The 12,750-nt window shown below is 69.5% G+C and carries 13 protein-coding genes; 3 read left to right on the top strand and 10 right to left on the bottom strand.

What is annotated here, in order from left to right; translation table 11 throughout:
• Nucleotides 1-114: 114 nt before the first annotated feature.
• The 5 genes from AC3EUV_RS37680 to AC3EUV_RS37660 form a co-directional block, all read right to left on the bottom strand.
• Complete coding sequence (locus AC3EUV_RS37680; RefSeq protein ID WP_435604854.1) at nucleotides 115-804, bottom strand: cyclodeaminase/cyclohydrolase family protein; 690 nt, start codon at nucleotides 802-804, stop codon at nucleotides 115-117.
• Nucleotides 801-1,673 carry a formyltetrahydrofolate deformylase gene (gene purU, locus AC3EUV_RS37675; protein ID WP_432145951.1) on the bottom strand — a complete coding sequence of 291 codons (873 nt, stop codon included), beginning with the start codon at nucleotides 1,671-1,673 and terminating at the stop codon, nucleotides 801-803. The genes AC3EUV_RS37680 and purU overlap by 4 nt, the downstream gene beginning before the upstream one ends.
• Complete coding sequence (locus AC3EUV_RS37670; RefSeq protein ID WP_432145950.1) at nucleotides 1,670-2,629, bottom strand: bifunctional 5,10-methylenetetrahydrofolate dehydrogenase/5,10-methenyltetrahydrofolate cyclohydrolase; 960 nt, start codon at nucleotides 2,627-2,629, stop codon at nucleotides 1,670-1,672. The genes purU and AC3EUV_RS37670 overlap by 4 nt, the downstream gene beginning before the upstream one ends.
• A 107-nt stretch (nucleotides 2,630-2,736) precedes the next feature.
• Nucleotides 2,737-3,606, bottom strand: coding sequence for a methylenetetrahydrofolate reductase (locus tag AC3EUV_RS37665; protein ID WP_432145949.1), 870 nt, complete (start codon nucleotides 3,604-3,606; stop codon nucleotides 2,737-2,739).
• Between the two features lies 1 nt (nucleotide 3,607).
• On the bottom strand, nucleotides 3,608-4,969 hold the full coding sequence (locus AC3EUV_RS37660; protein WP_435604853.1) for an aminomethyl transferase family protein: 1,362 nt from the start codon (nucleotides 4,967-4,969) through the stop codon (nucleotides 3,608-3,610).
• 369 nt (nucleotides 4,970-5,338) lie between these two features.
• Here AC3EUV_RS37660 and pabB point away from each other — a divergent pair, with 369 nt between their 5' ends.
• Nucleotides 5,339-7,150: an aminodeoxychorismate synthase component I gene (gene pabB, locus AC3EUV_RS37655; protein WP_435604852.1), complete on the top strand. Its 1,812-nt coding sequence runs from the start codon at nucleotides 5,339-5,341 to the stop codon at nucleotides 7,148-7,150.
• A 37-nt stretch (nucleotides 7,151-7,187) separates the two neighbouring features.
• Here pabB and folP read toward each other — a convergent pair whose 3' ends face one another.
• Genes folP through AC3EUV_RS37640 form a run of 3 tightly spaced genes read right to left on the bottom strand, consistent with a single transcriptional unit; the run spans nucleotide 7,188 to nucleotide 9,334 of the window.
• Nucleotides 7,188-8,078, bottom strand: a complete 891-nt coding sequence (gene folP / locus AC3EUV_RS37650; protein WP_435604851.1) for a dihydropteroate synthase — start codon at nucleotides 8,076-8,078, stop codon at nucleotides 7,188-7,190.
• 46 nt (nucleotides 8,079-8,124) lie between these two features.
• Nucleotides 8,125-8,982, bottom strand: a complete 858-nt coding sequence (locus AC3EUV_RS37645; RefSeq protein WP_435604850.1) for a class III extradiol dioxygenase subunit beta — start codon at nucleotides 8,980-8,982, stop codon at nucleotides 8,125-8,127.
• On the bottom strand, nucleotides 8,975-9,334 hold the full coding sequence (locus AC3EUV_RS37640; RefSeq protein WP_432145944.1) for a protocatechuate 3,4-dioxygenase: 360 nt from the start codon (nucleotides 9,332-9,334) through the stop codon (nucleotides 8,975-8,977). Before AC3EUV_RS37640 ends, AC3EUV_RS37645 begins: the two co-directional genes overlap by 8 nt.
• A gap of 308 nt (nucleotides 9,335-9,642) precedes the next feature.
• Between AC3EUV_RS37640 and ligM the strand changes: the two genes are divergently transcribed.
• On the top strand, nucleotides 9,643-11,022 hold the full coding sequence (ligM, locus tag AC3EUV_RS37635; protein ID WP_435604849.1) for a vanillate/3-O-methylgallate O-demethylase: 1,380 nt from the start codon (nucleotides 9,643-9,645) through the stop codon (nucleotides 11,020-11,022).
• Nucleotides 11,023-11,173: 151 nt separating this feature from the next.
• On the opposite strand, the gene AC3EUV_RS37630 is transcribed toward ligM, so the two are convergent.
• A complete protein-coding gene (locus tag AC3EUV_RS37630) occupies nucleotides 11,174-11,632 on the bottom strand; it encodes a MaoC family dehydratase (RefSeq protein ID WP_414505860.1) in 459 nt (152 codons plus the stop codon).
• 1 nt (nucleotide 11,633) lies between these two features.
• Nucleotides 11,634-12,536 carry an SDR family NAD(P)-dependent oxidoreductase gene (locus tag AC3EUV_RS37625; protein ID WP_435604848.1) on the bottom strand — a complete coding sequence of 301 codons (903 nt, stop codon included), beginning with the start codon at nucleotides 12,534-12,536 and terminating at the stop codon, nucleotides 11,634-11,636.
• On the opposite strand from AC3EUV_RS37625, the gene AC3EUV_RS37620 reads away from it, so the two are divergent.
• The coding region (locus AC3EUV_RS37620) for a hypothetical protein (protein WP_435604847.1) at nucleotides 12,537-12,750 on the top strand (214 nt) is incomplete at its 3' end.

The following is a 12,750-nucleotide window of genomic DNA, read 5'->3' as shown; positions in this document are numbered from 1 at the left end:
AGGAAAGAAGGGAAAACCCCCCCCCCCCCCCCCCCGGCTCCTGCTTGCCCTCTGCTCGATCATCCGCTCAGTGGTCCGTTGGCCCGGGCCGGCCGCCCCGGCCCGGGCCAACCGTCATGGCTTTGTCCGGGACCTCGGAGGTGCAGGCGTGGGCTTCGCTGCCAGGGCCGTGCGCACCGAGCGCTCCACCGCGGCGGCACGGCGGATGAGCGGGTCGACCTGCTCAAGCACGCCAAGGAGGTCGGATCGGGCCGCCTCGTCGCGGATGCCGCCGAGGTTGATCTCGACGTTGAGCCGGGCCGTGGTGGCGGCGGCCCGTGCCGCCTCGCCGGCCGCGGCGACGTCGGTGATGACGTTACGGTTCGCCACCGGCAGGAGGGCCTCGGCGAGCGTCATCAGCGAGCGCGCGACCCGGATCACCTCGGCCGGCGGGCCCGCGGCTGCCGCGAGCGCGGCGGCGATCGCCGCGGACCGTCGTTCCTTGTCCTGCGGCGTGGCACGCGGCAGTCCGTACGCCTGGGTCACCGCGGTGAACGCCGCTGCGTCTTCGGCTGCGAGCCGCAGCGCGGCGGCGCGTTTCGCCCCCGCTCCTTCGATGATGCGGGCGACGAGTTCTGCTGAATCGGCGTACTTCTCGCCCGTGGTGTACCGGGCGACCATGGTGAGCAGCGCCGCGGCCTGTGCTGCGTGCAGCGCAGCAGTGGCCCCGCCTCCCGGCGCGGGGGTCCGGGAGGCGAGGTCGTCGAGGAATTGTCCGACCGGCTGCCTTGCGAGGTCGCCGGTCTTGGTGTCGTGGGCGGTCATGGGAAGACGACGGCCCGGTTGCCGATGACCGCGATCCGGTTCTCGCTGTGCCAGCGGACGGCGCGTGCCAGTGCTCGGCTCTCCGCCTCGCGGCCGCGGGCCGCGAGCTGGTCTGGGCTGAGCGAGTGGTCGACGCGGAGGTGTTCCTGCTCGATGATCGGCCCCTCGTCCAGGTCGGCGGTGACGTAGTGCGCGGTCGCCCCGATGAACTTGACGCCGCGCGCGTGGGCCTGGTGGTAGGGCTTGGCGCCCTTGAAGCTCGGCAGTATCGAGTGGTGGATGTTGATGGCCCGGCCTGCCAGCTGCCGGCACAGGTCGTCGGAGAGGATCTGCATATAGCGGGCCAGGACGACGAGGTCGACCCGCTCCTCCCGGATCAGGTCCAGTAGGGCGGCCTCGGCCTGCGGTTTGGTGTCCTTCGACAGGGGGATGTGCCGGAACCGCACGCCGTAGCCGTCGGCGATCCGGCCGAGGTCGGGGTGGTTGGACACCACCGCGACGATGTCGAGGTTCAGCTCACCGATGGAGTTGCGGAAGAGCAGGTCGTTGAGGCAGTGGGCGAACTTGCTCACCATGATGACCGTGCGCAGACGCCGTGCGGTGTCGGCCAGTTGCCAGGTCATGCCGAACCTGTCAGCGAGGACCCGGACCCCGAGTCTGAGCGCGTCGAAGTCCAGCGGCGAGCCGTCGATGTGCGCGAACTCCACCCGCATGAAGAAGGTTTCGCTGGTGGTACTGCCGAACTGCTGGCTCTGCACGATGGTGCACTTCTCCTGCACCAGCAGCTCGGTGACCGCGTGGACGAGGCCCGGGGCATCCGGGCAGGAAAGCAGCAGGACGCCGTGCTGGGCGCCGGTGGGCGGATTCATGACGCCTCCAGGAGCGAGTCGGTCGGTTCGGGCAGGGCAAGCGCGTCGCCGATGGCCGGGCGGCCGGCGAGGAGCCGGGCGGCGTGCGCGGTGTTGCGCAGCAGCCACACGTCGGTCACGGGGCCCACACCTCCAGGGACCGGAGTGAGCGCTCGCACCCGCGGTGCGACGGAGGCGTGGTCGACATCGCCGACCATGTGCACCCGTCCGTCGGCGCCGGTCCGGGGGTTGATCCCGACATCGATCACCACCGCCTGCTCGCTGACGTGCTCGGCCTTGATCAGCCCGGCCTTGCCCGCGGCAACGATCAGGACGTCGGCCGCGCGTGTGTGACGCCCGATGCCGGTGGTCCGGTCGGCCCACTCGTCGAGGGACTCGACGGTGGCCTGTCGCTCGTAGCCCAGTGAAATCGCCGGCTTGCCCACATTGTTGGAGCGTCCGACGACGACGATCAGCGCGCGGTGGTAGAAGTCGGCGCGGTCTTCGCCCACCGAGTCCAGCCAGGTGTCGAGCAGATGGAACACCGAGGCCGCGGTGGAGGGGACGAAACGAGGCACGCCGAGGGCGAGCAGCCCCGCGTTCTCCGGGTGTACGGCCTCAATGTCCTTGCGGGGGTCGATCGCCCGGAACACCGCGGCCTCCTCGATATGTGCCGGCAGGGGGCGCAGGACGAGGATGCCGGACACCGCGGGGTCCCCGTTCAGCCGCTCGACCAGGGCGATCAGGTCGTTCTGGGAGGTGTTGGCGGGCAGTGGATGCGGCTGATAGGGCACGCCGAGTTCTTCGGCGAGACGACGCAGTCGGCGTTCGTAGGCTGCTGAGCCGTACTCGTCGCCGACGAGGATCGTGGCCAAACCGATGGTGAGTCCGTCCTGCCGCAGGCAGGACACGTCCGCCAACAGGTTCTCCTTGAGCTCGCGGGCGCAGGCACGCCCGTCGATCACCTGGGCACTCATGGGTGGTGCAACTCCTCGGGGTGGAAGCCCACGGGCAGGCCGGTGCGGCGCTGCGGTGACACGACCGGCCCGTGGGACGAAGGGAACGCCGGCACCGGCGGGATCCGTCAGGACAGGCGGGCGAGCCAGGCCTGGCGCCAGGCTTCGGTGCTGTCCAGGTCGTTGAAGGTGAACACGTGGAAGCCCTGAAGGTTGTTGTCGCCCTGGGCGAACGCCGGTATCAGCTTCTCGATCAGCTTGTTGGGGCTGTAGCCGCCGGGCAGGAAGAAGCGCCAGAACATGTTCTGTTGCTTCTTCAGGAACCGTGCGGACTGTCCGAGCCCGAGACTCGCCGACACCCGGATCAGCTTCTGCCGGCTGATGGCCCCGGGGATGCCGACCCGGATCGGCAGCGTGATGCCGCGCGAGTGCATCGAGCGGGCCCACTGGACGGTGGTGTCGGCGTCGAAGCAGAGTTGGGTGATGGCCTGCGTGGCGTACGGCGCCTTGTCCTTCAGGGCCTGCTCGATCAGTTCGTCACCGATGAGGCCGTGCCCCTCGGGGTAGCCACCGATACCGACCCACGAGAAGGAATGGCCGGCGGCCCGCAGTCCCTGGAGCAGACTCAGCGCATCCGGGAAGTCCCCGGCCGGTTCGGCGGCGTCGCCGCCGATGCAGAAGAGACGGTCGATACCGCTGTCGCTCAACTGCTGCACGATGTCCACCAGGTGCGCCTGGTCGCGCACCAGCCGCGCGGCGATATGGGGCGCGACCCGGTACCCCTGCTGGGTCAGCGAGGCGGCCAGGGCGATGGTCGGGCCCAGTCCCTTCGCCTCGGTGGTCGTCACCGTGAGCGCCACGTCCGTGGGTACGTGGGCGAGAACCTTCTCCTCAGCGCTCTTGAAGGGCAGGACCTCGTAGGTGGCGGTGCGCAGCGCGTGAGCCAGGGCCGCGTGGGCGTTCCGTGGGAGAGCGCCCTTCTCCGTTGCCAGCGTCATGTCACTTGTCCCGGTAGCTGGTGCGAGCGAACTGGACGTAGGGGACGGGGGCGACGGTGGCCCGGATCTCCCAGGGCCGGTGTTCTTCGACCTGTGGCTTCGTCGAGTTCGGCTGCTCGCCCCAGACGACGGTGACCTCGGTCCCGGGCGTGGCGTGCTCCTTGGCCAGGGTGGCCAGGGAGAGCATGGCCCGCTCGTTGGCGAGGTATCCGCAGTCCAGTGAGATGCCGATCTGCTCGCCGTTCAGCAGAACCTTGTCCTCCTGATGCAGCGCGTAGCGAGCCTTGGGAAACTCGATGTACTTGGCTCCCGGGCCCTCGCCGAGCAGCGACCCCATCGCGGCGGTGACGTCGTCGTTGTTCCAGACGAGGGTGACCTTGGTACGCGGCGGATTCCCGGCGAGCTCCTCAAGTGCCGCGCGGCCGATGAAGTCGTGGTCGAACTTGACGTTGCGGTCGTAACCGATGTCGTAGGGGGTGAGGTAGTAGTCGGCGATGTCGTCCGAGTCCATGCTGCCGCCGATGGCGCCGACGGCGCCGGCCGGCAGCCACTCCCGGTACTCCTTGAGCAGCGGGTCGTCGCCGAAGATCGCGGGGATCGGCGCCGGCACCCAGCCCGACTCAAGATTGGCGTTCGAGTACGCCTTCGCTCCCACGCGGACGAGTCCGTGGTCCTTCCCGGCCTCCAGGAGGGCATCGAGGACGGCCTCTCCCTCCTCCCAGGGCCCGAACAGCTCGAAGCCCGGTTGGCCGGCCATGCCGTGGCGCAGACCGCGGACGGTGCGGCCGGCGAGGGAGAAGTCAGCCATGTGGAAGAACTTGGTCTGCGGCAGTGGCCGTCCGGTGGCCTGTTCGAGGACCGCCGCAGCGGTCGGCCCCTGGAGTTCGTAGCGGTAGAACGTCGGCGGGCCGGAAGGCCGGACGGCGGAGTTCTCGTCGCGCTCGGTGGTGACCTCGTAGTCCCCGCGCTCGACGTGGAACAGTACCCAGTCGATCACCATCGGGTGCCCGACGAGGTCGAACAGCTCCTCCTCCAGGTGGAACAGGATCGCATCACCGATCAACTGACCCTCCGGGTTCACTGCCACGAACTGCTTTGCCTTGTTCACCCCGAAGCCGGCGAAGCCGTTCACCCCCAGGTCGCTGAGCAGCTTCAGCGCATCGGGGCCCTTGAGGAACAGGTCGGTCATGTGGTGCGACTGGTCAAGGAGCGCGCAGGACTCCGCCCAGGCGCGCTGCTCGGAGCGCCAGTTGGTGAACTCCGGTGTGACGGGGAAGGTGTGGGCGCGCGCGGCGGAGTGGCGCAGCAGCTCGACCGGATTCCCGACGCGGGCGATGGCCGCGGCCAGACTCTCAACAGTCATGATGCAGAAGAACCTTTCCTCGGAGTGGTGTGGGTCGGGGCGCACCTCCTGCGAGGCCGCTGTAGCAGCGTCGCCGGGCTTGGCTCCGGGCCTCCTACGACGCTAGGAAGACGGCCTTGATCAGAGAACACCCGGATGACCGGACTTGTGCTCGGCGAGCGTCGCGCCCCCAACAGGACAAGTGACGTAGTCGCGCACCCGGGAGGCCGGACCACGACAGATGACTCTGTCCGACGCCGACGGAAGACGGGGTGCCCTTGCGCGATACGCCGATCCGGAGGTGCCTGGGCGACAGGCAGCATCGAAGGCGCGGCGATGCCGTATCCGGCCTGGTGAGCAGGCGGATTCCCGACGGTGGAAGGCGGCCCGATGCGACACGTCCCCGGATCGTGGGCCCGGTTCGACGACCTGGTCTCGGGTAGCGCCCAGCTCTTCGGACCGGTCGAAAGGGAACTGGTCGCGGAGCGCCCCGAAGAAGTCATCGAGGTGCTCGACGCCGTCGGGCACCTGGCGGCAACAGGCCGGTGGGCCTTCGGATTCGTCAGCTACGAGGCCGCGCCGGGCCTGGATGCGGGGCTTGTCGTGCGCGAACCCGTCGAGGACCTGCCGCTCGCCTGGTTCGGCATCACCGATGCCCCACGGCAAGTGCCCGTCGTGGACCTCGATTCCGGGCCGGCTGCCAAGGCCGGGCCGTGGCAGCCGGCGTGGGACGAGCCCACGCACGCGCGGGCCGTCCGGTGGGTCAAGGCGCACATCGCGGCGGGCGAGACCTACCAGTGCAACCTGACGACGCGACTGACCGGATCGGTACGGGGCGAGCCGGAGCAGTTGTACCGGAACCTCGCGCTCGGGCAGCGTGGCGCGTACAACGCCTATCTGGACACCGGCCGCTTCGTGGTGGCCAGCGCGAGTCCCGAGCTGTTCTTCGAGACCCGAGGCACCCGGATCCTGATGCGCCCGATGAAGGGAACGGCCGCCCGGGGACGGACCACCGGTGAGGACACCGACGCCGTGGAACGGCTGCTGTCGAGCCCCAAGGAACGGGCCGAGAACGTCATGATCGTCGACCTCATCCGGAACGACCTCGCCCGCATCGCCGTACCGGGCTCGGTGACGGTTCCCTCTCTGGTGCGCGCCGAGCGCTATGAGACCGTCCACCAGCTCACTTCTGACGTCACCGCTGAACTGGGCGCCGATGTCGGGCTGAGCGACGTCTTCCGTGCCCTGTTCCCGTGCGGCTCGGTCACCGGGGCACCGAAGGCGCGGACCATGGACCTCATCGCCGAGGTCGAGGACGGCCCGCGCGGGGTCTACTGCGGGGCGATCGGTGTCGTCGCGCCCCCGGACCAGCCCGGTGCGCGCTTCTCGGCCCGCTTCTCCGTGGCGATCCGCACCTTGCTGCTCGACCGTCGGACCGGCGTCACCGGTTACGGAACAGGTGGCGGCATCACGTGGGGCTCCGAGCCCGCCGCGGAGTACCGCGAACTGCTGGCGAAGGCCCGCGTACTCGACGCCCGCCCGGAGGAGTTCCAGCTGATCGAGACACTCCGCCACCGGGCCGGCAGCGGTCCACGGTCGTTCGACCGGCACCTCGCCCGCGCGGCGGACTCGGCTGCCTACTTCGGCTTCGCCTTCGATGCGGCGGCGGTGCGCGAAGCGGTGGCCGGACGCCTGGCCGGAGAAGGGGACGCGCGGGTACGGCTGCTGCTGTTCCGCGACGGCGGTGTGGTCGTCGATGTCGCGGATCTGCCCGCCGCGGACCGCCACCCGGTCCGGCTCGCCCTCGATGCGGAGCCCGTGGACTCGACGCAGTGCTGGCCACACCACAAGACGAGCCGGCGACAGCCCTACACCTCCCGGCTCGCGCGTCATCCGCAGGCCGACGATGTGCTGCTGGTCAATGAACGGGGTGAGCTCACCGAGGCGTGCACGGGCAACCTCGTGGTCCGGCTCGACAACGCCTGGTGGACTCCCCCGCTCGGCGGCGGCTGTCTCCCTGGAGTCGAACGCGGACGGCTGGTCGAGACGGGCTTCCTGCGCGAACGGACCCTCCATCCGTCCGACTTGTTCCGAGCCGAGGGGGTGGCCCTGGTCAGCTCGCTGCGCGGGTGGCGGCCCGCGACGGTCCTGTCCGGCGGCGTCCTGCTCGCCGATCCACCCGAGCACCGGGGACTCGCATGACGTACGACCGGACCGCCGTGCTGGTCACCACAGCCGGTCAGGCACGTTCGCTGCCGGCCGACCGGGCCTGACGCAGGACGGAGACCACACGGACCGCGTCGGCGGAGGCTGCCACATCGTGCACGCGGACCCCCCATGCGCCGGCCCGTGCAGCGACCACGCTCGTGGCAAGCGTCGCGGCGTCCCGGCCCAGCACAGGCCGGCGGGGTCCGTCGCCGTACAGGGCATCGCTCAGAAACCGTTTCCTGGACGCACCGACGAGCACGGGGAAGCCCAGACGGAGCAGTTCGTCGAGGTGGGCGAGCAGGACCCAGTTCTGCGCGCCCCGCTTTGCGAAACCGAGCCCCGGATCGAGAATCAGCCGGTCCGGGGGAACTCCGGCCTCGATGGCATCGTCCACCCGCAGGAGCAGCTCGGCCGCGACCTCGCGCACGATGTCGCCGTACCCGGCCGTCGCGTACATGTCCCGGCTCGGTCCCCGTGAGTGGTTGAGCACCCACGGCACCTCGGCGGCCGCCACGACCCGGGCCATGGCGGGGTCGGCCAGGCCGCCGCTGACGTCGTTGACCAGTACCGCACCCGCGGTCACGGCTGCCTCGGCGACCGCGGCCCGGGTGGTGTCGATGCTGACCGGCACCCCGGCGGCCGCCAGTTCCCGCACCACGGGAATGACCCGGCGCAGTTCGTCCGCGGCATCCACGCGGCCGGCTCCCGGTCGAGTGGACTCCCCGCCGACGTCAACGTAGTCGGCGCCGGCGTCCCGGAGCGCAAGCCCGTGCGTCACCGCCGCATCCGTCGTGGCGTACAAGCCACCGTCGGAGAACGAGTCCGGGGTGACATTGACGACCCCCATCACTCGGCACCGTTCGGTGGGGACGTCCCCTTCTTCGGCGGTGCCCCGCAACCGCTCAAGACTTTCCATGGACATCGGCCGGCTTCCTTCATGCATCGGGGCGAGGTGGACAGGTGGCCGATCAGGTCGGCTGTGCGCTCCGGTTGTCGAAGAGTGCGAGGCCGGCCGCGGTGTTGGATGCGGGCACGTGGTAGGCCGAATGGACCTTGCGGACCTCGGCGTTCAGCGCTCCGCGCATGACCAGCCACATGATCAGCTCGATACCCTCCGAGCCGGCCTGGCGGATGTAGTCCTCCCGGCTCAGCGCGGCCAGCTTCTCGGGATCCTTCTCGATCGCCTCGAAGAACATGTGGTCGAAGGTGGGGTTGATGAACCCGGCCCGTGCGCCCGCGAGTTGGTGCGACATCCCACCTGTGCCGAGGATGCCTACCGTCCGCGCGCCGCCGTAGCCGGCGATCGCGCGGCCGAGGGCCTTGCCGAGCGCGTAGCAGCGCGCCGCGGTCGGCTGCGGGTAGTTGATGACGTTCACCATGACCGGGATGACGGGGCAGGGCCAGGCGTCGCCGGGCTCCGGCGTCCAGACCGACAGGGGCACCGTGAAGCCGTGGTCGACATCGAGCTCGGAGAAGACCGTGAGGTCGAAGCCCTCGTCCATCAGCTCCTGGAGAAGGTGAAAGGAGAACTCGGGATCCCCGACGACGTCCGGCACCGGACGACGGCCGAAGCCCTCGTCCGCCACCCGGTACTTCTCGGCTGTGCCGATGGCGAACGTCGGGACGATGTCGAGGTCGACTCCGTTGGCGTGGTCGTTGTAGACCAGGATCGCGACGTCCGGTGTGTGCTCCGCGAGCCACTCCCTCGCCGGCTGGTACCCCTCGAACAGCGGACTCCACACCGGGTCCGCGGTCATCCCCCGGTCCATCGCCGCCCCGATGGACGGCACATGCGAGGTCGCCAGTCCCCAGATCACCTCAGACATCGGTCCGCCCTCCCGCCAGCATCGCGGCCTTGAACTCCGCCTCGGACATCCCGGTGAACACACCGCCGAGGTACTGCAAGGTCAGCCCGTCCATGCAGGCGAGCTTGTAGATGTAGAAGATGCTCCCGCCGAGGTCGAGCATGGCCTGCCAGTCACGACCGAGAATCGCAGTGGTCTGCTCTGCGGAGAGACCGAACTTGCGGCAGTACGCGGCTTCGTTCGCGCAGAATTCCCGACGGGCGTTCCCTCCTCGAAGGGACATGAACAGCTTGTTCATGTGGTGCCCTCGGCGGCTGGTCGGACCGTCGAAGACATAGGTCCCCGGCGGGTCCAGCCTGCTCCGGCTCGTCATGTGGTGTGCTCCCTGGCTCGGGCCGCGCGACACGCCGTCGGCGGTCTACTCCGACGGTAGAGCGCTCGCCCCCACCGTCCATTGCACAGTTGTCGCGACTTCCGGGTGGCGAGCCGGCGAAGGCGGTGCGGGACAAATGACGTACCGCGGCCCCGTACGTCAAATGACCCGCAGGCACTGGCCGTCCTGGCTATTCCACTCGCGCCATTTCTCGCTGCCGATGCAGCAGCGCACTCCCTAGCGTCGAACGACGGAAGAACCGCGACTTCAGAACGGGTAGCCCCATGAGTGCCAAAAACCTTCAGGATGTGTTGGATCAGGCAGGCAGCACCGTAGAACTGCTCCGGAACTCTCGGCTCGGGGCCTACATCTACCCCGTCGTGCCGGCCGAGTTCAGCAACTTCCGCCGGGAGGCGACCGCCTGGCAGAAGACCGCGGTGCTGTTCGACCAGTCGCACCACATGGTCAACCTGTGGGTGTCCGGCCCCGACGCGCTCAAGTTGTTCACCGACACCGGCATCAACAGCACCGCGAAGTTCCCGGTCGACTCGGCCAAGCAGTTCGTCCCGGTCTCCCCCGAGGGCGGCGTGATCGGCGATGGCATCCTGTTCCGGCTCGCCGAGGAGGAGTTCGTCTTCGTCGGACGGGCTCCCGTCGCCAACTGGCTGACGTTCACCGCAGAACGGGGCTACAACGTCGACGTCCGATACGACGACCGCTCCCCGTCGCGTCCCTACGGCAAGCAGGTCACCCGTGATGTCTGGCGTTTCCAGATTCAGGGTCCGCGCGCCTGGGACGTGATCGAGAAGGTCCACGGCGGCCCCGTCGAGCAGGTCAAGTTCTTCAAGATGGGCTACCTGAACATCGCCGGTGAGCGCGTCCGCACGCTGCGCCACGGCATGGCCGGAGCGCCCGGACTGGAGATCTGGGGACCGTATGGGACATACGACAAGGTCCGCGACGCGATCCTGGAGGCCGGCCGGGAGTTCGGCCTGGAGCCGGCCGGATGCCGGGCGTACTCCTGCAATACGTTCGAGTCGGGCTGGATCCCCTCGCCGCTGCCCGCGATCTACACCTCGGAGGAGCTGCGTCCGTATCGCCAGTGGCTCGGTGCCGACAGCTACGAGGCGCTCAACGCACTCGCCGGCAGCTTCGTCTCCGACAACATCGAGGACTACTACCTCAACCCGTGGGAACTCGGCTACGGCGGGTTCGTCAAGTTCGACCACGACTTCGTGGGCCGCAGCGCGCTGGAGGCCATCGACCCGAGCACCCAGCGCCGCAAGGTCACCCTCGCCTGGAACGCCGAGGACGTCGCCAAGCTCCTGGCCTCTCCGGTTGATCCCGAAGGCCCCGGCTACCAGTTCTTCGACCTGCCCAACGCCAACTACGGTTCGTCCAACTTCGACGCGGTGCAGGACGCCGACGGCAACAACGTCGGTCTGTCCGTGTTCACCGGCTACAGCCCCAACGAACGCACGGCCCTGTCGCTGGCCACGGTCAGCCCCGATGTCCCCCTGGGCGCCGAAGTCACGGTCGTCTGGGGCGAGCCGGACGGCGGCTCGAAGAAGACCACCGTTCAGCCGCACCAGCAGTTCCCGGTCCGCGCCATCGTGAGCCCGGCCCCCTACGCGGCGATGGCCCGCGAGACCTACCAGCCGGGATGGCGCACCTCCGTCTCCGTCTGAGCCACCTCAGCGGCCACGGTGCCGGTCTCCCCCGCCGGGAGGCCGGCACCGCTCGTCCCTGCGGACCAGCTCTTCCCTGCGGCGTGCGCACGGCCGCCGTTGACGCCACGATGCCGGGCCCCGACGGGGCCCGGCACGGTCCTGACAGGTCTCAGACCAACTGACGGGTGAGGAAGGTGACGACGCAGGCAGGCTTGGCAGCGCCCTCGACCGTGATCGTCATGGTGAGGGTGAGCTGAAGGCCGCCCTTGACCTCGCTGACCTCGTCGAGAACAGCGGTGGCGCGCACCGTGGCGCCCACGGGTACGGGGGCCGGGAAACGCACCTTCTCGCAGCCGTAGTTCACGACCAAGGTGAAGCCGGTGATCTGAAGGATCTCCGGCAGGAGCCGCGGCACGAGGGAGAGGGTGAGGTAGCCGTGGGCGATCGTCCCGCCGAACGGCCCGTCCTTCGCCCGCTCCGCGTCGACGTGGATCCACTGGTAATCGCCGGTGGCGTCGGCGAACTTGTCGACGGCGGCCTGCGTGATCTCGTAGCGGTCGCTCTGTCCGAGCACCTCACCGATGGGGAGGGCGCGCACGCCCTCGATGCCGTTCGCGACGATGGGCACGTCAGTTACCTCCGAAGTCGAGCGGGGTGGGCAGGTAGTCCTGTAGCTCGCCCTTGAGCGGGCCGGCGAAGGCCGCTGCGACGCCCTCGGGTGTCCAGCCACCACCGTGCAGCTGCTCAGCCACCTCTCCCGGGTGGGTCCACAGGGCGATCCGATCGCCACCGGTCGCGATGGCCTGGCCGGTGACGTGGGCCGAGCCGGCCGAGGCCAGGTAGACGATCACCGGGGCGACGTCGTCCGGCGTACCGAGACCGCGCCGGCGTACCTGCGCCGGAACGGGTTCGCCACGGTCCGCCTTCTCGACCAGCTCCCCGAGCCCCGGGACCGTGGCCACCATCCGGGTCAGGGCCGTCGGCACGATCGTGTTGACGGTCACGCCGATCTTGGCGTTCTCGACCGCCCAGGTCCGCATCATCGCCACGATCGCGCCCTTGGACGCCGAGTAGGCGGTCTGACCGAAGCTCGCGCGCTGCCCGGCCGGCGACCCGACCAGGATCAGTCGACCGCCGTCGCCCTGCTCGCGGAAACGGGCCACCGCGGCACGGCCGCAGGTGAAGGTCCCCCGCAGATGGCTGCGGACGACCAGGTCGAAGTCCTCATCCGTGGTGTTGCGCAGCGTCTTGTCCCGCAGCGCACCCGCGTTGGTCACCATCACGTCCAGCCGGCCGAACTCGTGCACGGCACGGGCGACCAGTGCCGCAGCCATTTCCGAGCTGCCCACCGCGCCGATTTCGGCGACCGCGGACCCGCCGGTGTCGACGATCGACCGCACCGTCTCCTCGGCAACGTCTCCGTCAAGGTCGTTGACCACGACCGACGCACCCGCGGCGGCCAGCGCCCGGGCATAGGACCGGCCCAGGCCGCGGCCCGATCCGGTCACCACAGCAACCCTGCCGTCAAGCATGTGTCCTCCTCGCGCGCCCCGACGGGCGCCGTCGGCATCTCCTACGCGGCGTCCCCCACGCAGCCGGCGACCGGGGCGTCCACACCACGCGATGTGCTCGACGCTAGAAGAGCGATCACCGTCGCGGATCCGGCCGATGACGGCATCCGCAGCCGCTTCCGTCGCGCCGGGGACTACGTCATTCGTCGCGAGCCGCCGCCTCGCGCGCGCGGGA

Source organism: Streptomyces sp. bgisy130 (genome assembly GCF_057708345.1).
Note: the sequence above shows the minus strand (reverse complement) of the source record. Positions and strands in the feature narration are given on the sequence as shown.

What these genes read in the sequence shown, in the direction of transcription:
- AC3EUV_RS37680 (WP_435604854.1), bottom strand. Translation starts at nt 804, where the DNA reads ATGACCGCCCACGACACCAAGACCGGCGACCTCGCAAGGCAGCCGGTC.
- purU (WP_432145951.1), bottom strand. Translation starts at nt 1,673, where the DNA reads ATGAATCCGCCCACCGGCGCCCAGCACGGCGTCCTGCTGCTTTCCTGC.
- AC3EUV_RS37670 (WP_432145950.1), bottom strand. Translation starts at nt 2,629, where the DNA reads ATGAGTGCCCAGGTGATCGACGGGCGTGCCTGCGCCCGCGAGCTCAAG.
- AC3EUV_RS37665 (WP_432145949.1), bottom strand. Translation starts at nt 3,606, where the DNA reads ATGACGCTGGCAACGGAGAAGGGCGCTCTCCCACGGAACGCCCACGCG.
- AC3EUV_RS37660 (WP_435604853.1), bottom strand. Translation starts at nt 4,969, where the DNA reads ATGACTGTTGAGAGTCTGGCCGCGGCCATCGCCCGCGTCGGGAATCCG.
- pabB (WP_435604852.1), top strand. Translation starts at nt 5,339, where the DNA reads ATGCGACACGTCCCCGGATCGTGGGCCCGGTTCGACGACCTGGTCTCG.
- folP (WP_435604851.1), bottom strand. Translation starts at nt 8,078, where the DNA reads ATGTCCATGGAAAGTCTTGAGCGGTTGCGGGGCACCGCCGAAGAAGGG.
- AC3EUV_RS37645 (WP_435604850.1), bottom strand. Translation starts at nt 8,982, where the DNA reads ATGTCTGAGGTGATCTGGGGACTGGCGACCTCGCATGTGCCGTCCATC.
- AC3EUV_RS37640 (WP_432145944.1), bottom strand. Translation starts at nt 9,334, where the DNA reads ATGACGAGCCGGAGCAGGCTGGACCCGCCGGGGACCTATGTCTTCGAC.
- AC3EUV_RS37625 (WP_435604848.1), bottom strand. Translation starts at nt 12,536, where the DNA reads ATGCTTGACGGCAGGGTTGCTGTGGTGACCGGATCGGGCCGCGGCCTG.